Source organism: Butyrivibrio sp. MB2005, assembly GCF_000424285.1.
Taxonomy (GTDB): Bacteria; Bacillota; Clostridia; order Lachnospirales; family Lachnospiraceae; genus Butyrivibrio.
In genome coordinates this window covers 101362-126528 of sequence record NZ_KE384157.1, presented here as the reverse complement: position 1 = coordinate 126528, position 25167 = coordinate 101362, and the positions used below count along the sequence as shown (strand labels likewise).

Genomic DNA, 25167 nt, shown 5'->3' with positions numbered 1-25167 from the left:
TGCTCTGCCCGGTATTTATAAAAGTGACTATAAATTATTCAGCGTAGTAACCCTTGATTACAGATGAAATCTTCTCAACGAACTCATCAGCGTCAGCGATTGATCCCTTTGCATAATCTGCAAATACCTGACATGTCTCGTTCTGAAGACCGTCCTTCTTAAGCATTGTGTGCCATCCGCTGTAGTTACCAGCATCGATGTAGCTCTTCATGCTCTTGTAGAAAGGATTTGTAGCTTCATACTGGCAATCATCGAAAGGAGATACAAGACCAGCCTTGTTAACAAGGATGTTCTGAGCTGAATCGCCTGCGCACCAGTTGAAGAATGCCTTAGCAGCGTCTACGTTACCGTCCTTGTATGCTACCCAGTATGACGGAGGTCCAGCGATGATTGTGTTCATGCCATCCTCAAATGCATAAGGAGCAAAACCAACTTCGAATGATACATCATCAGGAGATGTTACACACCAGTTACCCTGTGTGATGAAAGCGAACTTGCCTTCCTTGAATCCGGCAACCTGCTCATCATATGTTCCGTCAACAAGAAGATGATCCTTGTCAGAGTACTGGTTCATCATACCAACGAACTCAGCGAAGTTCTTCATTCTTGCCTCATCGATCTGACCGCCGTCGTTAAGAAGATCGATGTATGTTGTGTCGTCTGCCTTAAGACCTGCATCAAGGTACTGACCAAATACGTGTGTACCTGAAGACCAGCCAAGGTTTGTGGGCTCTGCGCACCATGCGAATACAGCTGTAAGTCCAAGCTCATCCTTCTTGGCATCGATTGCTTCGCAAGCAGCCTTCCAAGCATCAGGGCTTGTAAGAGTAGAAGGATCAACGCCTGCCTGTGAAAGGATGTCAGCGTTGTAACCAAGAGCTGTAGCCTCTACTGTATAAGGGAAGCCGATTGTTCCCATGGAATCATTAACAAGCTCGAAGCCTGTCTTGTCTGTCCATTCTTCACCAGCGAGATCAGCAAGCATTCCGTCCCATGTAGCAGCCTGGTTTGCTTCGATAACGAAGATGTCAGGCATGTTGTCAGCCTGGTACATTTTCTTAAGCTCATCACCAGCGCTTGTGTCGCCACCGATTGTCTCGATAACAACTTCATTACCAGTCTCAGACTTGTAAAGCTCAGCGAGTTCTTTAAGCTGATCGTTGATCTCAGGCTTACCATTAAGAAGTCTGATTGCTCCAGCTGAAGCAGTAGACTCAGTAGCCTCTGTAGACTCAGCAGCCTCTGTGGACTCAGCAGCCTCTGTGGACTCTGTAGCTGTCTCTGTTGACTCTGCTGTATCAGCAGCTGTGTCAGTTGTGCCGGTTGATCCGCCGCATGCTGTCATGCTGAGCGCCATTGTTCCGGCGAGAAGAATAGATAATACTTTCTTTTTCATGTTACCCTCCTTGTTGTGCACTTTGCTAGCCACCCGCATAGTGGTTAGCGGTTACTTTTGCGCATAAGTTTTATGCTATGAAGAAAATACCACGTTAACGGATTAATTTCAAGAAAAAATTTTATAAACTTATTAGATTTTACAACACCTTATGCGTAAAAGCCCGTCAACACTGACTTTGCCAAATTATAAATTTTTTAGAAAGTGGAAAAAAGAAGAGCAATGTGTATTATATACACATTGCTCAAACGATTTCGATATTTTTAGGCTTTTTGTTGTATAGATTGTATAGTTAAAGCCTGCATTTTACTGTGTCTCGGATGATTAGCTCTGTGGGAAGCTGAACCTGCTTGGGAGTTTTTTCTCCCTTAATTCTTTTAAGCAGGATATCCGTGGCCATGATTCCCTTCTGCTTTACATCCTGGTGAACAGTAGTAAGAGCAGGTCTGTGGAGCTGACCCAGCAAAGTATCATCAAAACCTGCTATGGAAATATCCTCGGGAACATTTACGCCTCTGTCCTTGAGAGCACACATGAGCTGTACCGCATACAGATCGGATACGCACATTACGCCGTCGAATTCCGGAATGCGCTTGCAGATATCATCAAGTGATTTTTCTATATCCTCGTTTTTGGGTTTTATCTGCAAAAACCAGCTTTCATCATAATGTATGCCGTTCCCTTCAAGAGCATATTTGTAACCTGAGAAGCGCTCGTAGTCGACACCTCGCATGTTATCTGAAAGGAATGCTATCTTTTTATGGCCCTGTTTTATCATATAGTTGACCATATCAAAGCAGCCCTGTCTGTCGTTCAGACCTACATTTATGAAGTGCTTAAGACCTTCTATAGAGTATGTGTCTATGCATACTATGGGCTTTTTATATCGCTCACTGACACGGATTCCGTCGTTGTCGATCATACCGAATAGAAGGAGACCATCCACATTCCAGGTCGATACGTGACGCATTATTTCGTTGGTATCTCTTGAAATATAGAGCATCATAAAGTAGCCTGCGTTCCTTATGGATTCCTCGATGCCACCGATGAGTTCGGAAACGAAAGGATCCATCAGAAGATTCTCGTATTTGTCAGCACGGGCCTTCAGGGCAACGCCGATTATTTTCGATTGGTTCTGTGCAAGATTTCTTGCATTGATATTTGGAACATAATCGACCTTCTTTAAGTAATCCTCCACAATTTTAATCGTGGCAGGAGAAACTTCTCCGGTCTTGCCGTGAATAACGTTGGAAACCGTAGTGGTACTCATATTTAGTTGTGTCGCAATTTCTTTAATTGTAATCATGAAAAAACCCGGTCATAAAATTTTACTTTACAAAAGTTCCAAATTGATTATATTGTTAACATAGCACGAGAATAAAGTGCTGTCAAAAACTCGAAAATGCACATAATATAAGAAACTTTTGCGTTAAAGTTAAAACCAAGGATTTTTTTGAAAGGAATAAAAGATGAATACTGTTTTTGGTAAGATTGGTCCAATGACACCTGTGACTGATGAAATGGTTGAGACACTTAGTGTGAAGGAGTTTACAATTCCTTCTGATATACCTCACGGAGATATGCCCGGAGACAAGATAGAGATTGGCGAGAGCCATATTGCAAAGGCAAAGACTATTTTCCCTAAGCTCCTTAAAGAGCTCTCAAAGGTAACTGCTGCAAATCCTTTTGGAAGAGCCGTTGTTACTGTATGCGGAGGATCAGGTGTAGGTAAATCCGAGATCGCATCACTTCTTTCATATATGCTTGAGCAGAGCGGAATCGGAAGCTACACAATGTCAGGTGATAACTATCCTCACAGAATTCCTATGTATAACGATGCTGAGAGACTTCATACTTTCAGACAGTGCGGAATCAGAGGAATGGTTGACGGCGGTGCTATGAACCCTGAGAATTACGCTGTAGTTAAAGGCTTTCAGGAGCAGAATGATGATGCCAATGCAGAGCATGTAAAAGAATATCCCTGGTTTGAGACTTATCTTGAGGCAGGCAAAAAAGGACTTGATGCATATCTTGGAACTCCCAATGAGACAGATTTTGCAGAAGTTGATTCTATCCTTGCTGCTTTCAAGAACGGCGCAGATAAGCTCTGGCTTAAGAGAATGGGCAGAGATGAGAGCACACTCTGGTATGACGAAGTTGATATGTCAGCTAAGCAGGTTCTTATCATTGAGTGGACCCACGGTAACACAGATTGCATGAAGGAAGTTGATATTCCAATCCTTCTTAACAGCACACCTCAGGAGACTCTTGAGCACAGAAGAAGCAGAGCTCGTGACGGTAAGGTAGACAGTCCTTTCACAATGATGGTTCTTGAGCTTGAGCAGAACAAGCTTATGTCACAGGCTCACAAGGCTAAGATCATCGTTAGTAAGCAGGGCGAGATCATCAGCTATGATGAGTACAAGACCCTTATGGGACTGTAAGAATACGTTTTGAAGTGTTCTTTTTATTGAAGTGAGTTAACGGCTTCATTTTTGGATTTAAAGGAGAAATTATGAGTAAATTTGTAGATAACGGACCTATGCTTAATGCTTATCCCGACAGTATGGGCGGTACTCTTGATGATATTGTAACAGTGCTTGAAAAAGAGGAGTTTAAGGATACCTTCAGTTCCTTCTATATTCTTCCCAGCATTTACAATACCGACCTTGATCGCGGATTCTCAGTTATCGATTATGGTATCAATAAGGAACTTGGCTCTAAGGAAGATCTGGACAGATTAAGAGCTCTTGGAATCGATCTTAAGCTTGATTTCATTCTGAATCACGCATCAGTTCTTTCACCTCAGTTTCAGGATCTTTTGAAAAACGGTGAAAAGTCCAAGTACGCTGACTTTTTCATCAACTGGAATAAATTCTGGGATGGCTGCGGCGAGATGACAGAAGAGGGTTACATTCAGCCCAGAGAAGACCTTATTAAGGATATGTTTTTCAGAAAGCCCGGTCTTCCTATCCTCATGGTTCGCATGCCTGACGGAAAAGAAATTCCTTACTGGAACACCTTCTATCAGGAGGTTCAGTACAGAAAGCCTGATGCTCAGGACATTATTGCAGCAGTTGAGGATTATAAGGAAGCTCATGGCGTTGCAGCTTCTACAGATGAGCAGGGTGGCGGAAGACTTCAGTATATGAGCGCTGAGAGAATTGCAAAGCTCGTATGCGAAGGTCTTGATGAAGGCAAAAAGCCCGAGGAAATTGAATTTGGCAAGTATGAAGAGTATCGCGCAGCGGTTCTTGAATTCCTTGCAAACGGCAGAAAATATCTTGGACAGATGGATCTTAATATCAAGTCTGATCTTGTTTGGGAGCACTATGAGAATACACTAAAGACTCTTGCAGGCTACGGCGCAGCAATCGTAAGACTTGATGCTTTTGCATACGCACCCAAGGATCCCGGCAAGAAGAACTTCCTTAACGAGCCCGATACATGGGATGTTCTTGAGAGAGTAAAGGGTATCGCTGATAAGAACGGCGTAAGACTTCTTCCCGAGATTCATGACAGCTACAGTGCAGGAATTTATGAGAAGGTTGCAGGTAAGGGCTATATGACCTACGACTTCTTCCTTCCCGGACTTCTTATCTATGCTATGGAAAAACATAGCGGAGAAGTTCTAGCTAAATGGGCAAACGAGCTTATGGATAAAAATATCCGCGTAGTCAACATGCTTGGCTGCCACGATGGTATTCCTGTTCTTGATCTTAAGGGATTTATTCCTGATGAAGAAATAGAGAGTCTCATCCAGACAATCGTTGGAAGAGGCGGACTTGTAAAGAACCTTCACGGTCAGAAGAATATGTACTATCAGGTTAATGCTACATATTACAGTGCTCTTGGCGCTGATGAGCAGAAGATGCTCTTTGCAAGAGCAGTGCAGATGTTCATGCCCGGCAAGCCTCAGGTTTGGTATCTTGACCTCTTTGCAGGCGAGAACGACCTTGAAGCTGTTAAGAGAGCAGGTGCAGGCGGACATAAGGAGATTAACCGTACAAATCTTTCTAATGAAGCAATCAAAGAGATGATGAAGAAGCCTGTAGTTCAGAAGCAGCTTGAACTCCTCAGACTTCGTAACACCAATCCTGCTTTCGGATTTGATGCAAAGCTTAGCATCACACAGGATGGTTCTGTTATGAACTTTACATGGGAGAACAACGGATCAAAGATTACACTTAAGGCAGATTTCTCTACTTATAATTATGAGATAATTTAATAGTAGCAAGATGATTTAAACTAATGAATCCCTCATCGGTGCAGAACCATCTGATGAGGGATTTTTTGTGCCACACTAGAATCAAAAGAGAATCCGCTTCTCATAAAACAAATTCTTGTTGATAGATTATCAATAGTATAAAATATGTGAGTGTGTTTAGAATAAATATGCGGAGGAGAGCGATTTTTCCATGATATATGAGAATATTCTTGAGGCGGTAGGACATACTCCTATGGTAAGGCTTAACCACATGACGGATTCTGACAGTGCGCAGATTCTGGTTAAGTTTGAAGGAACTAACATAGGCGGCTCAATAAAGACAAGAACTGCCCTCAACATGATAAATGAAGCTGAAAAGCAGGGGAAGATAAATAAAGACACTATCATTGTTGAACCAACCAGCGGTAATCAGGGTATAGGACTTGCGCTTGTAGGTGCAGTCAGGGGCTATAAGACAATTATTATTATGCCTGATTCAGTCAGTGAGGAGCGCAGGAAACTCATAAAGCACTATGGCGCAGAGGTTGTTCTGATTCACGACGATGGAGATATCGGAAAATGTATCGATGAGTGCCTTAAAACTGCTCTCAAGATGAAGGAAGAAGATCCTAATGTATTTGTTCCACAGCAGTTTGAGAATCCCGCAAACACCATGGCCCATAAGAATGGCACAGCCCTTGAAATAATTCAGCAGGTTGAGGGACCTGTAGATGGTTTCTGCTCCGGAATAGGAACAGGCGGAACTCTTACCGGAATAGGTGAAGTACTTAAGGAAAAGTATCCATCAATCGAGATATGGGCAGCAGAGCCTGAAAACGCAGCTATCCTTGCAGGAGGAAATGTGGGTACACATCTTCAGATGGGTATCGGAGATGGAATAATTCCGGACATTCTTAATCAGAATATTTATGATGAAATTTGTGTTGTATCTGATGATGATGCAATAACTACCGCCCAGAAGCTTGCCCACCTTGAGGGACTTATGTGCGGTATTTCCAGCGGAACCAATGTTGCTGCTGCAATCAAGCTTGCGAAGAAGCTTGGCAAGGGGAAAACGGTTGTGACGGTTCTTCCAGATACAGCAGAGAGATATTTCTCAACACCGTTATTTGATGAATAGTATTTATTCTTCCATTTACAGGAAAAAAGAGTATAATGTTTTAACGTAAAGGAAGTGATATTTAGTATTATGAAAAAGGTTTTAAAAAAATTCTTGATTTTGGCACTTATGCTTGTGCCAGTATTTCTAATTAAGCCTGACTTTATCGGCTACAGGCAGCTTGGTAATGTAGAGGCTTCATCTTTGAACGGTGCAGAGCTCCTGACCAAGGAGTACAAGGTTCAGAAAAGCAATCAGCCATACTACAAAAAACTGGATTTAGGAAAGGATTTGCAGCTCATCATATATTCGGGGAAAAAACAGATTGATGCCAGCAAATGTAAATTTTCTTCTGAAAATAAAAAGGTTGCTACTATTGATAAGAACGGTGTGATTCATTCAGTTAAGAAGGGCCGTGCAGTAATCAATGTTAAAGAGAAAAAGACCGGTAAAAAGCTGAAGATAATTCTTTCTGTTGCCGACGAGACTACAAGAACATTATTCCTTGGTGATTCACGAGGAGTTGATCTTTTCACAGGAACTCCCGGAACCTATGAGGGCTATGTCAGAAATGGAATGGTGGTTTACACCGCTGATGGAGCTACCAACAGCTATCTTGAAAAGATTTATAAATATACAGATCTTAATGATTACGATACTGTTGTTTCCTGGCTTGGTGCAAATAATTATGGTAATTTCAAGGTGTACAAGAAGACCTATAATAAGTTATTAAAAAGAGGTAAGAATCTTGTACTTTGCACAATCGGAGCCGTAAGTCCCGCATATTTCCCAGAGGGAGATGATTACTATTTTGGCGTTAATGTAATCGGACATTTTAACAAAGCTCTTAGAAACTATGCCAAGGGAAACAGCAGAATCAGAACTATCGATTTGTACAAATATACAAAGAAGCATGTCACCATAGAAACAAGAGATGGTGTTCATTATCTTCCAAAGCCAACCAAGGCTCTTTGGAAATACATTGTCAAAAAAGTATTTTCGTGATATGTTTGTAACGTTGCGAAAAACCCATGCGTAACACAGAATGGAGGAAATATGGTTAAAGCAGTAGTTGGTGCAAACTGGGGTGATGAAGGAAAAGGTAAGATCACAGACATGATGGCAGACAATGCCGATGTGGTTGTACGTTTTCAGGGAGGAGCCAATGCAGGTCATACTATCGTAAATCAGTATGGCAAATTTGCGCTTCACACACTTCCATCCGGAGTTTTCCATCAGCATATAACAAATATTATTGGTAACGGAGTTGCTCTTAATATTCCGGTTCTTATCGGTGAACTTCAGTCAGTTATTGACAAGGGCGTTCCTACACCCAATCTTTTAATTTCAGATCGTTGTCAGTTTGTGATGCCTTATCACATCCTGTTTGATCAGTATGAAGAGGAGAGACTTGGCGGTAAGTCATTTGGTTCTACCAAGTCAGGTATTGCGCCTTTTTATTCAGATAAGTATGCAAAGATTGGTTTCCAGGTAAATGAATTATTTGATGAAGAGCTTCTTAAAGAGAAGGTTGAGAGAGTTCTTGTAACCAAGAACATTCTTCTTAAAGAGCTTTATCACAAGCCTGAGATTGATCCTGCAGAGCTTCTTGAGACTCTTCATGAGTGGAGAGATATGGTTAAGCCTTATGTTGCAGATACTTCTCTTTTCCTTGACAAGGCTATTAAAGAGAACAAGACTGTTCTTCTTGAGGGACAGCTTGGAACCATGAAGGATCCCGACCACGGCATTTATCCTATGGTTACATCATCTTCAACACTTGCAGCTTACGGTGCAATCGGAGCAGGTATCGCTCCTTACGATATTAAGCAGATCGTTGTTGTTAACAAAGCATATTCATCAGCAGTTGGAGCAGGTGCTTTCACATCAGAGATCTTTGGTGAAGAGGCAGATGAGCTTAGAAGACGCGGCGGTGACGGCGGCGAGTACGGCGCTACAACAGGTCGTCCGAGACGTATGGGATGGTACGACTGCGTAGCCAGCAAATATGGCTGCAGACTTCAGGGCGCTACAGATGTAGCTTTCACAGTTCTGGATGTACTTGGATATCTTGATGAGATTCCGGTTTGCGTTGGCTATGATATTGACGGCGAAGTTACTAAGGAATTCCCTGTAACACACCTTCTTGAGAAGGCTAAGCCTGTTTATGAGACTCTTCCCGGATGGAAGTGCGATATTCGCGGTATCAAGAATTATGAAGAACTTCCTGAGAACTGCCGCAAGTATATCGAGTTCATCGAGAAGGAGATCGGATATCCTATTACCATGGTATCCAATGGCCCTTCACGTGAAGATATCATTTATCGTGAGAGCCCTCTTAGCAAATAATAAGAGTAACTGATAGCCTCGCCGCTGATATTACGGCGGGGCTTTTCTATAATTATGGTAGATTATGTTGATTCCTTTTTATGGAGAAGAATTATTATGGAGAATGAAAATAAGAAGACACCGCTTGCAAAGCGCGTAATTGCATGGGTTGGAATTGTTTTGCTTCTTTTGGTGTATGTGGTATTCTTTTTGGTGGCATTATTCGGTAAGACGGGTTCCGGAAGTGCATTTCTTGCTTGCGCCGCAGCAACGGTCGCAATACCGATACTTGTGTGGCTCATACTTTGGGTTTATACTGCTCTTTCAGGTAAGAGAACTGTTGCATCACCTGACCCTTACGGGAAATTTGATACGGCAACAGAAGATACAGACAGCGAGAAGTAAGTTTTTGATAGGCGCTGATGGCGCCTGTGTGATTGGACGGACGAAGGAAAATTATGGCAATTACAACAATAATTTTTGATATAGGCGGAGTTCTGGTGGATTTTTGCTGGGATGACTTCCTTAGAAGCAAGGGCTACAGCGAAGAAATGGTTCAGCGTATGGGAAATGCCAGTGTCAGATCCGAGGCCTGGAACGAGTTCGACAGAGGCGTCCTTAATTCAAAGGAAATAATTGACGGCTTTGTAAAGAACGATCCCGAGATCGAAGAGGAGCTTAGAAGTGCATTCAGCGACCTCACAGGACTTCTTAGAAAAAGAGAACGTACCATTCCATGGATAAAAGAGCTTAAGTCAAAGGGTTACAAGGTACTTGTTCTTTCCAATTTTTCCAAACAGGCCCTTGAACCCAATATGTTCATGCAGGAGTTTTTGGATGAGACTGATGGCGGAATCCTCAGTTACAGAGATAAGATCATTAAGCCTGACAGAGCAATCTATGAACTTATTACCAAGAGGTACGATCTTATTCCTGGTGAATGCGTATTTATAGATGATACTGAGAAGAATATCATTGCAGCCAGAGAATTTGGCATGAACGGTATTGTTTTTAAGACCTACGAACAGGTTGAAGATGAGTTGCAGGCACTTGGCGTACGCTGAGAATGAACTAAAAAGCATTACATTGTAAAAAAGTGCTTGACAGACATGAGTTTACATTGTATCTTATACAGGTATGAAAACAAAGCAGAGGTTTCCACTCTCACCCTGCGGCTAAGCTGGCAGGTGTTAATATTTTCAAGACATAACATGAGTTTTATATCCGATGTATACAGACTTGCGGGTAGCTTAGATCATGGTTGTGTATGATTTTGAAGATTATTAAGTGGATTCCGAGCGAGTCCACTTTTTTATTTACTATTGGAGGTACAAAGCAATTAGCAACAACGATTTATTCATCAATGAACAGATCAGAGACAAAGAAGTTCGTGTAATTGGGGTTAACAATGAGCAGCTTGGTGTAATGTCTATCGCAGATGCCAGGAAGCTTGCTGATGAAGCCGGTGTTGATCTTGTAAAGATCGCTCCTAACGCTAAGCCACCGGTTTGTCGTATAGTTGATTACGGTAAGTTCAAATATGAACAGCTTCGTAAAGAGAAGGAAGCCCGTAAGAAGCAGAAGAATGTCGAGATCAAAGAGATCAGACTTTCACCCAATATTGATACAAATGACCTTAATACCAAGGTTAATGCAGCTAAGAAGTTCCTTGAGAAGGGCAACAGAGTTAAGATTACTCTTCGTTTCAGAGGACGTGAGATGGCTCACATGGGAGCTAGCGTGCATATTCTTACAGATTTTGCCAAGGCTCTTGAGGATGTTGCTGTTATCGACAAGCAGCCCAAGGTTGAGGGACGTAGTATGACCATGTTCCTTACTGAGAAGAAGTAATGTCTCCTGCCATTAGCAGGTTACATATAAAGTAATTGTTCAAAAACATTCATGGATGATTACGCTGTCTTAGACAGGCTATAGCAATAATTTACAAGCATAGGAGGATTTAGTTATGCAGCACAAGATGAAAACAAACAGATCTGCTGCCAAGCGTTTCAAAGTAACAGGCACAGGTAAGCTGATCCGTAACAAGGCGTACAAGCGTCACATTCTTACAAAGAAGACAACAAAGAAGAAGAGAACTCTTAGACAGGCAGCAGTTGTTGACGCTACTAATGTTAAGAACATGAAGAAGATTCTGCCTTACGTTTAATCCAAGTATTATCGTTTAAGAGCAGTACCAGAATAATTTAGGAGGAAACAAAAATGGCAAGAATTAAAGGTGGCATGAACGCCAAGAAAAAGCATAAGAGAGTTTTAAAGCTCGCAAAGGGCTATAGAGGCGCTAGATCAAAGCAGTACAGAGTAGCTAAGCAGTCAGTTATGAGAGCACTTACATCTGCATTCGCTGGACGTAAGCAGAAGAAGAGAGATATGAGATCTCTTTGGATCACACGTATCAATGCAGCAGCTCGTCTTAACGGTATGTCTTACTCAAACCTTATGCATGGTCTTAAGCTTGCAGGTGTTGATATCAACCGCAAGATGCTCGCTGAGATGGCAGTTAACGATGCAGAAGGCTTCAAGACTCTTACAGAGATCGCTAAGCAGAAGATTGCATAACTTTCACTTATTATGTGAATTAGACGCATTATCCCGTATAGGGATGATGCGTTTTTTATCTTAAAGGAATTTCTTCATAATTCCCTGTTAAAAAATATTTCTTTCATTTCCTAGTTTCTATTTTCAAAATTCCCGGAAATTGAAATTCTTATAATGTAATTATAAAAAGTATAAACAAGCATAAATTCTTTAGGAAAAAAGTCTGTAATCTATTGAAAATAGGGCGTTTTCATTATACTGTAGTATTGTAAGGGAAAACTTGTAAATTTACACTTGTAATCACAAATGAAAAAATATTTGATTATTAAAAATAAAACTTGATTTTTCTTTTCAAATGTTTTATCATAATTTTAAGAGTAAGTGTGAAAAATAATTTCAAATGTGATTTATAGGCAGTATGTCACATTTGACAACTTAATAAATTTGTTATTCAGGGCAAAACTATCGCAAGATAGTGACGCAAAGCTACAGGGTCTGCTTGCCTGGCAGACAGCCAGCTGCCTGCACGTTGTGGTGCAGTTAACGACTTGATTATTATGTGCCTTGTTTGACGCGGTTTCGGACAGGGCACTTTTTAATGCCTAAGGCGCCCTGGTAGTAAGAGAGGAACCTGATATGGCAAGAAAGAATTCAGGACAGAGAAAAGCAGAAGAGTATATTAAGAGACATGCTTTCGCAAGAAGGTGGGGCTCTGTGATGCTCGTAATGGCGATGCTGGTTACCACAGTAACGCTTTATGCTATGAATAGAGCAGCATCTGCGGTTACAGAAGAAGGCGCTGATGAAATTGGAATGATTCTTGAGAATGATGATCTTGAGATGGCCGGTCTGAACAGCGATGGCGGTGAAGAAGAGACTGTAGAAGACACTGAAGAAACATCAGACAGTGAAGATGAGTATACAGAAGAAGCTTCTGAGGATGAAGAAAGCTCTGATGATACTTACGAGGAAGAAGAGTACACTGAAGAGACTTCAGAAGCGAACTACGAAGATAATTCAGATGAGTCAAACGAAGATGCATCCGAGGAAGAGGCAAGCACAGAGGATTCTGATGATGCTGCAGAAGATTTCTCCGAAGAAGCCGAAGAAGGAACTTCAGATGATTCAGAAAACGCAGAAGGCTCAGAAGATTCAGAAGAAAGCTTTGATGAAGAACTTAACGAGGAAACTCTTGCAGGAGCCCTTGAAGATGAGCTTATGCAGGATGTGGTGCTTACTGTTTCCTATGTTGATGGTGAAGGCGAGCTTATCGTAGATGAAGCCGGCGAAGCTTTAGCTGATGAGAAGAAGATCAGTCTTATGGACAGCATGATCTTCGAAGATGATGCCAGAACAATCGATGGTTACAATTTCAAGGAAGTAATCTACGAGTACTATGATGAAGATAAAGAAGAAACAGAGAAGATCGCTATCGAGAAGATAACGGTTATGATTTACACTGCTTCTGATGATAATGGCTATAAATACTACGAAGTAGTTCCTAAGGATGATCCTGAGACTGAAGAGGATGAATCCGAAGATGTTATGGAGATCAAACTCGACACTAACCTTACATTCGTTTATGAGAAGGTAGAGGAAGAGGTTTCTGAGGAAGAAGAACAGACTGAGGAGTCCGGTTCTGAAGAAAATACAGAAAGCAGTGAGAACAGCGAAAACACTGAAAACAGCGACAATGACAGCGAGACAGGTAAGAGCGATAAGAGCGATAAGACCACAGATGCAGAAGTACCTGAGTCCGTAAATCTTGCTGAATACATAACTGAGACAGTTATCGAGAGAGAAAACGCTGACGGCACCTGGGAAGTGATCGATGAGAAAGAAATCAAAATCGGCGATCACCTCAGAATTACTGTTAACTACGTGCTCCCTGAAAAAGCAGCAGCAAGCGATGATATTTATTACAATGTTCCTGAGCAGTACGGAAATGTAATTTCCAAAGAAGAAAAGCTTAAGGAAGGTAATGGCAACTACGAAGTATCAGAAGATAACAAGATTAAGATCAATTATAGTGATGAATATAAAAAGGTAGTAACCGGCGAATCAGATGATAGTGATACCACTGATGAAAACGTTACAACTGATGATGCAACATCAGGTAACACTACATCTGAGAACGCAACATCAGATAACACTACATCCAAGAAAACTACACAGACAAATAAGGACCTTGGTAAGGCAACAGGCAGAGACGGCAAAAGGGCTGGCTCTGCATTTGCTCTATCTGGGGCAATAAACTATATTTTTGGTGGTGGTTTCCTCAAAAGCTTTGTAATAACTGCTCATGCTGCAGATGGACAGGGAACCAGCGGAAGTGTATCAGTTGAGACAATCGTTGATTCTACAGTTACAGGATCAATGGTTGTAAATGGGGCTACGCTTACTAAGAGGCCTAGTATTACATATAACAGTGACGGCACTGTTTCATATTCTGGTGGCGTTCAGATTCAGTCAGGCGCACAGGTAAGTAGCGGCGACGGAATACTGTTCCGGCTCTCATACTATGTGCCCATTGGTAAAGTTACTGAAGATAATTCAATTACCTATGAACTTAAAAAGCGCGGAGTCGTACCTGATGCATTTACTACAGGACCTGTTTATAACAACCTGAATGAAGAGGTTGGAGTTTTTGAGATAGATACTGATGGTAAGACAACCATTACTTTTTTTAAAGAATTTGCTGCGAAAAATAAAGACCAGGTCATATATGGCGACTTTTATTTCTATGCAACAGCAAATGCTGAAGGTGATCAGGAAACAACAGAGAAGACCTACGACTTTGGCGATAACTTCAAATTCAATATTACTATTATAAAGAATAAAACTAACGATCTTACTTTAGATAAGAAAGAAACAAAATATGAAAAGGCAGATGACGGTAGTGCGCTTATATCTTATTTGATCACTGTAACGACAAATAATGGTACAGGTGGCGATTTCTACATGAATGACTGGCTTGAGGCATATTGTAAGACCCAAAACGGCGATGTCTTTTCACAGGAAATAGCAGATAAAATAAATCAATCGCAAGAAACACTCGTAGAATTCAGTGTTGTTAAAAAGGATAAAAACGGGAATACTTCCAATCTAAACCTTAATCCTACAGATGGTAGCCTTGAGTATGACAGGACGGATAATAGAGGCTATAAGATATCCGGTCTTGAGGCTGGTGAGAGTTATGCGATCACATATACCTTGCGTTTTAGTAGTGATATAGTTTCACCTACAGCTCAGACAACTGTCAAGAATGTCTGCAAGGTTACTTTTGGAGAGTATAATGAAGAAAGATATGCCTATGCAAATCATACCTTTGAGGGAAAAGAACCAAAAGTAGAGAAGTATGGCGAAAAAGTAAAAGGCCAGAACAGCATTAAGTGGACTGTAAAACTTAACCAGAATCATCAGAATTTGAAGGACTTTGTTTTTACAGATGCGATTCTCAGATATTACAGCCAGGGATGGTCAAAAAGGGATATACCTTACACCGGTGTGATTACCGTATCAGCAGTAAATCCTGATGGAACACATTCAGGTGCTACATTTACGCAAAATCAGACCTTTACCATACCTGATGGCGGATACAAATTCACCGTTGATGACTACAATGCCTATGAGTTCACATATACCTATGACTTTGTATCAGCAGATCTCCTTTATGGAAGCGTATATAATGAGGCAAGAATCTACTTAGAAAACAGCACTATAGGTAACACTGCACAGTCATCTGTATGGGCAGGCGGAATTAAGCTGATTGAGAAAAAAGCCGAGGGCTTGGAAAAGGATTCAAACGACAACTATAAGGCTAGGTGGAATATAACACTTCATGCTCCTATTACACGTAATGCTGGCAAGAACCTTAATGAATACTTTATGTTGTATGAGAACGTTATTGATAGCTTTGAAGTATTCACAGATGAGGATATCAGGGCATTTAGTACAGCTTTTGATGCTGTTTACGATGGTGAGTTCTCTATAGATAAGAGCGAGCCTGCTACAGTAAACGGAATAAGTGGTTACAAGAAACTTTCTGTTAAGTGCAAAGCAGACCTTACAAAGGATATATCATTCTCCTTTACATCTACTGCAAGCATTGGCGATGGTAAAGGAACCGTAATCTATAACAACAGAGCAGCGGTATACAATCTGAATACTTACGGAAAGGATGCTACACAGTACTTTAATCCACTTGTTACAAAGTATGACGGCGAGAACCGCAGTGGCGATTCTGAATACGAATACTATTCAAAAGATCTGTACAAATGCGGAATCCTTACCTGGATAATAAGGGTAATGGTACCTGATAGCTGTAATTATGAGAACTTGTACATCATCGATGAGATACCTGAGGGACTTAATCTCATAAGCAGTGGCAAATACAATGACAGGCAGGTAAACTGGCTTGAAGTATCTTCAGATGACAAGTTCAGCAATCCTGTAGCGTTTGAAGGTGGCAGCGCAGTTCTTGATGGTGTGACTTACAGCCAAACTACTTCAGGAAATAAGGTAATTATCAGTTTTGACCCGAAGCAGGCAGCAGGTAGGAAGGTATACTTCAGGATTCATGCGCAGATACCAAGCGACTACGACTATTCAGATATTCAGAAAGCTGAGTTTGAGAATGTAGTAGTAGTAAGTAGTGACAGTAACGGAGAGGTCGAACTTGACAGATCCTCACAGAAACAGTTCGTTACTAAAACCGATACTACTGTAAGAAAGAAAGGAGAATATGCATCAGGTACCACAGATACTATTGAGTATACTCTGGACATAAATGAAAATGCAGCAGATCTTCTTCAGGAGGGTGATACCCTTACACTTACAGATGAACTTAGTGCTACATGCCCGACAGACTTTAGTATGTCCCTGGTGCCCGGATCAATTCATGTATATGAAGTTATAAGAGATGCAGCCCAGAATGAAACAGTAAAAGAGCTTGTAAACGGTACAGATTTTACATACACAGCATCTATGTATGATGTGGTTGATATCCAATATCCAAAGTATCATTCATACGGCACAATAGTATTTAAGATACCGGATAAAAAGTTCATTCGAGTTAAATACAGATACATGTATTCCGGTGATTTGAGTTCATATATAAATCTTGATAATAAGGCAAAGCTTGAAGGTATAGTTGTAGAGAATGATAATGCAAGACATGAGACGTCAGTTCAGGTTAAGGATGCAGGAGCAAGAGCTCAGATAAAGGGTATTGATCTATACAAAGTAGATGCTGAGAATAACGGTACTCTTTTACAGGGAGCTGAATTCGAACTCAGCTATTGGGATACTGGCAAAAATGACTGGACAACAGAGAATAATCCTACGTTCACATCAGATGCAGACGGACATATCCTGATATCGCCACTTGTTTACAATAGGGCATATAAACTAAAAGAGACAAATGCACCGAAGGGTTATCTGCTAAATGAGACTCCGATTATATTCTATATAGCTTCATCTGATACCAACACTTACCGAATGGAAGTGCCGGATGATTTCACATCGAAGCTTAACGGAGTAATACTTACAGCAGGACAGCCCATTTACTTCCCCAATACTAAGGAGAAGACACAGATTACAGTAAACAAGACTTGGGTTAATCCGGACAGCGCAACAAAACCCGGATCCATCACGGTTAAGATAGGAAGACGACTTGGCGCTGAGACCGATAGTTCTACTGAAGGATTCTATACGGTAAATATTGAAAGGAGAATGCCTAACGGAAAATTAGAACAAGTAAAGAGCTTTCCGTCAGTTGCCGGTGGTTCGATTTTGGAATATTCCTTCTATACATACAAACATCCAGGCTATACAAGTGCTGCAACTATTAGTATAAATGGGCAGGAGGTTGACTATTTGGACGAACTTGATGAAAGCGGATTTCAGCTTATTACCAAAAAAGTCACTATTACCGGAGATACTCAGATTGACATAAAGGATGGATGGGAAGTTCCTAAAATGGGTGATGCAGGTAATACAACGGCAACTATTTATCCTGCATCCACCGGAAGCTCGGATTCAGAAGGAACACGCGCAGCAAAGAATGCGTCAGCTGACGAAGTTCAGGACTTCATGGAAATAACACTTACTGAGGCGGATCACTGGACCAAGACAGTAACCGATCTTGACAGATTCTGCACAAAGAAAGTTGATGGTGTGGATAAGAGATATCAGTGGTTGTATTTCGTATCAGAGGTTTCAAATATGTATTATGAACCTTCATATTCTGAAAACAACAAAACAGGAATCACTTCCGGTGAGATAACGATTACAAACACCAGAAATCAGGTTCAGCCATACTCACTGCCATCAACTGGCGGATCTGGAAGACTTCCTTTCACAATCGGCGGAATCGCCCTGGTTACACTGGCACTTGTTGGAGAAGAGATTGTAAGAAAGAAAAGGCGGAAATACAATAAATAAAATTTACGTAAAATTTTCGTAAATAAAATATGTTTTAAGTTACGGCGATGTATTGATTTTTATTTTCAAAAGTTCTACTATGATTATACAAAGCATTAATCATAGTAATAGAACTTTTTGATAATAAGTGAAGAATGCAGGGCAAAGCTACCGCAAGGTAGTGACGCAAAGCTAAAGGGTCTGTTTCCGTTTTGGGAATAGATAGCCAGTTGCTGGTGCGCTTAGAATCTTAGAGATAAGAGGGCGCATCATGCATTCCTTGGCGATGCGTAGCCCTGTTTGGCCACAAACGGGCTATTTTTGTACCCTGATTTGTATTAAAGAGAGTATTTATGGCACAGAAAGAACTTAGAAAACTTAATAGAAAAGAACTACTTCAAATGATGGTTGAGTACTCCGAAGAGACTGAGGCAGCCAAAGAGCATGTAAAAGAGATGCAGGAACTCTTTGACAGGGAGAGAGAACAGCTTATAGCTCAGATGGCTGATGAGAGAGCAGAACTTCTTGCCAAATTTGATGAAGAAAAGGCAGAGATGCGTGCGAAGTTTAACCAGCAGCGTGAAGAGTATGAAGCTAAATGCAATGGCGATATTGCAGGCCTCAAGGCAAGACAGGAGAGAGAGATAAACGGCATTAAGGGTCGTTTTGAACGTGAGATAAAAGAGATCAATGAGCAGCATGAGAAAGAGTTTGAGGGCTTCAGGGCTCGCCTTGAGAGAGAGAAGGCAGCCATTAGGGCTGAAGTCGATGATAAGCTTGCCAAAATTGAGAACTCCGGATCTTTAGCTGAAGCGCTTTTGTCAATAAATGGGGTTTTTGACGGAGCGAAGAAGGCAGCGGAAGAGTTTGCAAATATCACTGAGAAAAAAGGCGGCAAGCATAAGTGATTGGCTATGTCAAGTACGAATTATGAATGAAAGTTTTCATTTTCAGTACTTTTGATGCTTGGTCATTTTGGTATAATTAGAGAGCTCGCGTCTGTGCGTGCGTACATGTTAACACATAGAAATAGTGGAGCGTATGAGTACAGAAGAAAAGATTGATCAGATAGAGATCGAAAAAGAGGAACTAAATAATTCAGATAATGTGACAGTAGAGGTCGAGGCAGAAGCAAGGCGGGACAGTAAGCCCACACTTGATGAACTCAGGGCAGAGCTGAACAGAGAGTACAGAAAGCACGATTACACAAGGACATTAAGGAATACACTGATAGTCATAGTAGTGGTTGCAGCACTTTCCGTTCTTATCTCAAGCTTTTTCATCACAGTGCTTAAAGTTACGGGAGACAGCATGACTCCTACACTGGAGACCGGACAGCTGGTTATAGCTTATAACTACAGCACCTTCGAACCGGGAGAATTGATTGCTTTCTACTACAACAACAAGGTTCTTGTTAAGCGAGTTGTAGGAAGCCCCGGGGACTGGATAAACATCGATGATGCCGGCCGCGTTTATGTAAACGGCGTTGAGCTTGATGAGCCTTATGTATCGAATCCCAGTACATACGCTAACGGAGTAGGCGAGGGCGACAAGATAGAGTTCCCTTATCAGGTGCCTGAGAACAGATATTTTGTACTTGGCGATCACAGAACGGAATCAATTGATTCCCGTTCAAGCACAGTAGGATGTGTAACTGCTGAACAGCTTATCGGACAGGTAGTATTCAGAATTTATCCGTTTGGTGTATTCGGAAAATTGTGATTTCAGATAAGACAGAGTAAGAAAAAGATTAAGAAGAATAATTTAGAAGAGTAGTGTGTAACTGTTATGTTTAAAAGATTTATGGGTGGTATGAAGTAATGTGGGGTAAAAACAATATTAAAGCTGACAAATACTTGAGAAGGCATGATACCAGAAAGAAGTGGTTGTCCGTAATGTTATGCGTGGCACTTCTCACAGGAACATTATCAATGTACATTCTCAATAAGCCTGCAACAGCTATGACTGAGGAGGGCGCCGAGAGTATCGGTGTAGTCATGGATACAGCTAACGCAGGTGGTGAAGATACAAAAGCTGATACCGGCTCAAGCTTTTGGGAGCCTATCCCGGAGGAAGAGTTACCTGCATCAGATACTGAAGCTGATAGCAGCGAGAATGCAGATGCTGAGAATACTGACAATGCCGGCGAAGCATCAGATAATGAAGATGCCACAGCAGCTGATAGCTCAGAGGCAGCTTCAGATGCAGTAGCTGCAGAGGGCAGTGAAAGCGCCGATGCAACTACAACAAGCGAAGATGCAGCAGCTGCAGAGGGCAGTGAAAGTGCTGATGCTTCTGAGGCAGCAGGTGAAGAAACATCCGATAATGGCGATGTTGCGCAGGAAGGTACTTCCGATGATTCCGAAATCGGTGCATCAGATGCAGCTCAGGATGGCATTTCAGATGCTGCGGATACTTTATCTTCAGATGCTGAGGTTAAAGAATCCGAAAAAAAAGCTTCCGATATTACAACTGAGATTCCTGAATCTGTTGATCTTGCAGAGTATGTAACAGAGACTATCATCGAGAGACTTAATGAAGATGGTGAGTGGGAAGTAATTGATAAGGAAGACATCGTAGAGGGCGATCAGCTTAGAATAACAATCAATTACGTATTACCGGCACAGGCAGCAGCCAGCGAAGACATCCATTATGATCTTCCTAAAATGTATGGAACAGCTGATGAACAGAAGTCAGAGCTCGAAGATGGCAATGGTAATTACGAAGTAAAAGAAGATAACCAGATAACTGTAGAGTATAACGAAGAATACATCAAGGAAGTTACAGAGTCTGAAAGTACTGATACTAATGACAATGCAGACACTAATGAGAGTGCCGATGCAGTAAATGATGCAGCAAATGATTCTGCAGCTTTATCAGGAGTAAGCGGTTTTTTTCAGGCATTTATCGGAGGATTTTCGATAGTAGCTCACGCGGCCTCTGAAAATGATAGTCAACAGATGATACCCGGCCAACTCAGACTTACTGCTACAGTAACCAACATGGTTGTTGATAGCGCTGATGTATATAAGGCAGAGTATAAATGGTACGATGATGGACAGTATTTACTTAAGCCTGTTGATGAACTTGAGAAAGTAGCACCACCCAACGATGTTGTAAATAAAGGACAGAAGCTTTATTTCTTGTTGAAGTTCCACGTGCCGGAAAATACTCTTAATGATGGTAACAAGACCATAACCTATGATCTTGGTAAGGCAGGCTTCGACAATGTTGAACCTGAGATTGACAGACCGATAAAGGATTCTGAAGGAAATACCATCGGTACATATACTATCGCGGAAGACGGCAAAGTTACTTTCTATCCGAATGATGAATATATTGCCAAGAATAAGACTGGTACTTTGTTAAAGGGTGAATTTGATTTTATTACACAGGCCAATTCATCGAGCGAAAAAGAAGAAGATACAAAAGAATATACATTTAATGAAAATATAAAGGTTACGGTAAGGATACTTAATAAAGTAAGCTACACCGCAAATGTTTATAAGCAGGAAAACAGATATGATCCTGCTACTGGAAAGATATCTTACGTAGTAAGAATAAGCACAGGAGAAAACGGAACCGGTGGACCGATCAATTTCAAGGATGAGATAAAAGTCCTTAAGCCGAATCAAAGTGAAGATTCAGAACTTTCAGAAAATCTGAATTTTGATGACAGCTCACTTACAGAATTTAGTCTTGTAAAGAAAAATGAATCCGGAGCAAGTGAGACAATTAACGGTTATGCGCCTGTAAAGAATGGTAAAGAATTTACAATAAACAACTTACCGGCTCTTAACAAGGGTGAATATTATGAGATGGTTTACTCATATACAGTGCCCGATAAGATAAGAACTTCAATTAAGTCAGTTCTTGCCAATAAAGCTTCAATAGAAGTTGAAAATGTTGAGACACAGCCGTTTACAGTTACTCATGAATTTGACAGCATACCTAAAATAGACAAGTCAGGTACAGCTGATACTACGAACAAAACGGTAACTTGGACCATAACTCTTAATGAGAATCATCAGGACCTTGGCGGATATATTTTATCAGATGAAAAGATATCCAGGGGTGCTAATGGCTGGGAAATCATTAAGACTCCTGAAAAAGAAGAGATGTCATACATAAAGTATGATGCGGCAGGTAATGAGACCGGAAGAGGAACCTTTAAGCTGGAACTTCAAAGCGATGGAACCTATGGCAAGAGATTTAGTTCAGGTGATACTGACAAGTACGTAATCACATATACAAGAGATTATTCTGTACTTGATGTGGAATACAACGGCCTTAAGAACCATGCGGAGATTAAGCTTGCTACGGATCCACAGTATAAAAACGAAAAAGATGCAAATGTTCCTATTGAGAAATATGACGTTGTTGAGAAGAAGTCAGATGGATACACTACATCGGGTTCGACCGCTACGATTACTTGGATAGTCACATTTAAGCCTAATATCTTAAGAAATGAAGGCAAAGATAATAGTGAATATTGGAAGTATGTAGATACCATAAAAGATGAAAATCAGGTCATAACAGATTCTCAGCAAAGGGCAATAAAGTCTGCGCTTTCTAGAAAGTTTGTTGGTGACTATGAGATAACATTTACTGGTTCAAGGACAGTTGGTTCCGGGAGGAATGCTATCTCTGGGGCTACAGGATTTGAACTCAAAGTAAAGCGTGACTTAAAGGAAGAATATACATTAACCTATACTACTAGTGCTCATATAGATGATGCGAATGCTGCAGTTACATATAAGAACGCAGGATATGTATATCGAGATGAATTCTCAAGTGAGGACAGCACCGGACAGGATCCATTGGTTGTTAAGATGGATGGTAATGGTACGGAAGGTCCTACTACTCATAACTATTATGAGGATGATTTAATTAGCAACGGAATCCTTACCTGGAGAATAAAGGTAACTGTTCCTAAGAACTATAACTACCAGTATTTATACGTTACTGACACCTTGCCTGAAAACATGACATTTTCACCTACATACAATGTAGATGGTAAAACAATTTATGGTTTGGAAATTGCCGATAATGACAGCTTTAATAACTCGAAACCCTTTGAGGTTAAGAGCGGTTGGTTTTCGTCAAGTTATGAGGCAACAGTGAGAATTAAAAATAGGGATGTTGAATTTTCTGCGGACTACTATCCAAATTCAGTAACTATAGATTGTGATTCCAGAAATTTGCTTAGCGTTAGTCAGATAAAGGATACGACCTTTTATATAAGAATAAGAGCTAAGATTAATGACAGAGTATTTACTGATGCGAAGTCTACGGAAACATTTGATAATACGGTAAAAATAAGCTCTCTTTTAAATAGTTCGATTGCTACCGATTCGCAGGCTCAGACCATAAATAAGGTTGAAGAGGTTATTGATAAGACAGGACATCCTACTTCAGTGGACACAGATATCACTGATGGATATCAGTATGAGGTGGATATAAATGAACATGCAGAAGATCTGCTTCAAAATGGAGATGTCCTGACATTACGAGATACGCTCCACTCATATTCACAAAATCAGTTTCAGGTAAATCTGCTACTTGATTCCGTGAAGGTATATGAGATAGGAGAGGATAACAGTCAGACAGAGCTGTCTACGGATGAGTATTCGTACATAATCGATGATTATTACTCTGATTATGAGTACTCAACCCAGAACTATAAGGTGAATCATTATTCTGTAATAGAGATGAAGATACCTGATGAAAAACATCTAAAGGTAGTGTATATCTACAGATTTACAGGATCTAAGGGTGTTCAGATTCATCTTGATAACAGTGCTGTGCTTAAGGGTGTATCTTCTGAAAATGCTGCAAGTCATAAAGAAGAAAACTTTAAGATTCAGGAAGACAGCGCACATCTTACAGCTGAAATAGAGATGTTTAAGGTAGCTGCTGAGAATACTTCTAGGAAACTGGCAGGTGCAAAGTTCAAGCTCTATAAATATACTGTTAAATCAGGTGATGGAACAGCAGATTACAGCGCAGTGTCTGATAAAGATTTCGATTATGTAACCGGTGAAGATGGCAAAATCAGCGTAAGCAATCTTACCCCGAATGTGGCATATATGCTTAAGGAAGTTGGCGAGCCGGATGGATACATGGCAGAGAACAAGGACACATACTTCCTGATAAAAGACAAGGGAACTGCATTAAAACCTGATGATTTTGCTAGAAAAGGCGGTGTCGAATATGCTGAAGGATCTGTAGTATTTATCCGAAATACAAAGAATAATACTTCAGTTAACATCGAGAAGAAATGGGAAGGCGACCTTACGAATATGCCTCAATCCATTGAGCTTATTGTAAAGAGAAAGCTGATTCCTGTGGATGCAGGTTCTGTTCAAACTTATCATAAGGTTAAGATACTGAGGAAAGACCGCAATAATCACATACAGGAATTTATTGGCCTTCCTGCAGTCGAGACAGGATCGAAGCTAACATTTAAGCTTGGCGGAATAAGACAACCGGGACCTAATGGTTATAAAGAAATTCCGGGGCTTGAGATTAACGGTGCAAGCATAGATCTTACGGATAAATTTAAAGAATCATATAGTAAACAGACTATTTATTACACAATTGAAAACATAAACTCTGACATAACTATTATGGTAAGTGGATGTAATAGCTCGCAAAATGATGTAATGCTTGATTATGTACTTGAAGAGCCTACTAATACAGGTAGTTCACAGTCCGGTGGAACTACTCAGTCAGATGACAGTCAGTTCGAAATGAAGATTACTATGACAGGTGATAAGGTTACAACCTGGAATCATGAAATAACCGGACTGAAGAAATATGTCAATATCGATGGCATCATTTATGAGTGCAAGTATTACATCGAGAGAGAAATAAAGAACCTGTATTACGATCCGGAAATCACGTTGGAAATGACAAATGACGGAACTCTGCATATTAAAAACAAAAGAAATCAAATGCAGAGTTACACGCTTCCATCCACCGGTTCCACAGGGACGATGCCATTCACAGTAGGCGGACTAGTAATGCTTGGTACAGCAGTCATCGGTAGTGGATTAGTAAATCGCAGAAAACGCGAAGAAGAATAACATTTTTAACAACACGATACTGTGGGGATAGTAATTATCCCCACAAAAC

Annotated in this window: 16 protein-coding genes and 2 riboswitches; of the genes, 14 read left to right on the top strand and 2 right to left on the bottom strand. The window is 40.8% G+C overall.

Features of this window, described 5'->3' with window-relative positions:
- Window positions 1-34 precede the first annotated feature (34 nt).
- Window positions 35-1396, bottom strand: coding sequence for an ABC transporter substrate-binding protein (locus G610_RS0115650; protein ID WP_026525513.1), 1362 nt, complete (start codon window positions 1394-1396; stop codon window positions 35-37).
- 292 nt (window positions 1397-1688) lie between these two features.
- The gene (locus G610_RS0115645; RefSeq protein WP_026525512.1) at window positions 1689-2702 is read right to left on the bottom strand and encodes a LacI family DNA-binding transcriptional regulator; all 1014 of its coding nucleotides are present in this window, start codon (window positions 2700-2702) and stop codon (window positions 1689-1691) included.
- Window positions 2703-2865: 163 nt separating this feature from the next.
- Here G610_RS0115645 and G610_RS0115640 point away from each other — a divergent pair, with 163 nt between their 5' ends.
- From G610_RS0115640 to G610_RS0115575, 14 genes are all read left to right on the top strand, one after another.
- Window positions 2866-3840, top strand: a complete 975-nt coding sequence (locus G610_RS0115640; protein WP_330368172.1) for a hypothetical protein — start codon at window positions 2866-2868, stop codon at window positions 3838-3840.
- 71 nt (window positions 3841-3911) lie between these two features.
- Window positions 3912-5624, top strand: coding sequence for an alpha-amylase family glycosyl hydrolase (locus tag G610_RS21300; protein ID WP_035797766.1), 1713 nt, complete (start codon window positions 3912-3914; stop codon window positions 5622-5624).
- Window positions 5625-5814: 190 nt separating this feature from the next.
- A complete protein-coding gene (cysK, locus tag G610_RS0115630; RefSeq protein WP_026525510.1) occupies window positions 5815-6744 on the top strand; it encodes a cysteine synthase A in 930 nt (309 codons plus the stop codon).
- A 69-nt stretch (window positions 6745-6813) separates the two neighbouring features.
- Entirely contained in the window at window positions 6814-7728 is a 915-nt protein-coding gene (locus G610_RS0115625) for an Ig-like domain-containing protein (protein ID WP_026525509.1), read from the top strand.
- A 51-nt stretch (window positions 7729-7779) separates the two neighbouring features.
- On the top strand, window positions 7780-9072 hold the full coding sequence (locus G610_RS0115620; protein WP_026525508.1) for an adenylosuccinate synthase: 1293 nt from the start codon (window positions 7780-7782) through the stop codon (window positions 9070-9072).
- 96 nt (window positions 9073-9168) lie between these two features.
- Window positions 9169-9456 carry a hypothetical protein gene (locus G610_RS21295; protein ID WP_051198054.1) on the top strand — a complete coding sequence of 96 codons (288 nt, stop codon included), beginning with the start codon at window positions 9169-9171 and terminating at the stop codon, window positions 9454-9456.
- Window positions 9457-9509: 53 nt separating this feature from the next.
- Window positions 9510-10115, top strand: coding sequence for an HAD family hydrolase (locus G610_RS0115610; protein WP_026525507.1), 606 nt, complete (start codon window positions 9510-9512; stop codon window positions 10113-10115).
- 250 nt (window positions 10116-10365) lie between these two features.
- Window positions 10366-10902 (top strand): translation initiation factor IF-3, encoded by a 537-nt coding sequence (gene infC / locus G610_RS0115605; RefSeq protein WP_196809863.1) that lies wholly within the window; start codon window positions 10366-10368, stop codon window positions 10900-10902.
- 115 nt (window positions 10903-11017) lie between these two features.
- Entirely contained in the window at window positions 11018-11218 is a 201-nt protein-coding gene (gene rpmI / locus G610_RS0115600) for a 50S ribosomal protein L35 (RefSeq protein WP_026494948.1), read from the top strand.
- A 53-nt stretch (window positions 11219-11271) separates the two neighbouring features.
- Window positions 11272-11628, top strand: coding sequence for a 50S ribosomal protein L20 (gene rplT, locus G610_RS0115595; protein WP_026494947.1), 357 nt, complete (start codon window positions 11272-11274; stop codon window positions 11626-11628).
- A 424-nt stretch (window positions 11629-12052) separates the two neighbouring features.
- Window positions 12053-12133, top strand: a riboswitch (cyclic di-GMP riboswitch).
- A gap of 110 nt (window positions 12134-12243) precedes the next feature.
- A complete protein-coding gene (locus G610_RS21290) occupies window positions 12244-18051 on the top strand; it encodes a SpaA isopeptide-forming pilin-related protein (RefSeq protein WP_035797765.1) in 5808 nt (1935 codons plus the stop codon).
- 130 nt (window positions 18052-18181) lie between these two features.
- A riboswitch (cyclic di-GMP riboswitch) is annotated at window positions 18182-18268 on the top strand.
- Window positions 18269-18383: 115 nt separating this feature from the next.
- Window positions 18384-18938 carry a hypothetical protein gene (locus G610_RS0115585; protein WP_026525505.1) on the top strand — a complete coding sequence of 185 codons (555 nt, stop codon included), beginning with the start codon at window positions 18384-18386 and terminating at the stop codon, window positions 18936-18938.
- Between the two features lie 133 nt (window positions 18939-19071).
- Window positions 19072-19752 carry a signal peptidase I gene (lepB, locus tag G610_RS0115580; protein WP_081667537.1) on the top strand — a complete coding sequence of 227 codons (681 nt, stop codon included), beginning with the start codon at window positions 19072-19074 and terminating at the stop codon, window positions 19750-19752.
- A 98-nt stretch (window positions 19753-19850) separates the two neighbouring features.
- The gene (locus G610_RS0115575) at window positions 19851-25118 is read left to right on the top strand and encodes a SpaA isopeptide-forming pilin-related protein (protein WP_026525503.1); all 5268 of its coding nucleotides are present in this window, start codon (window positions 19851-19853) and stop codon (window positions 25116-25118) included.
- Window positions 25119-25167: the final 49 nt, after the last annotated feature.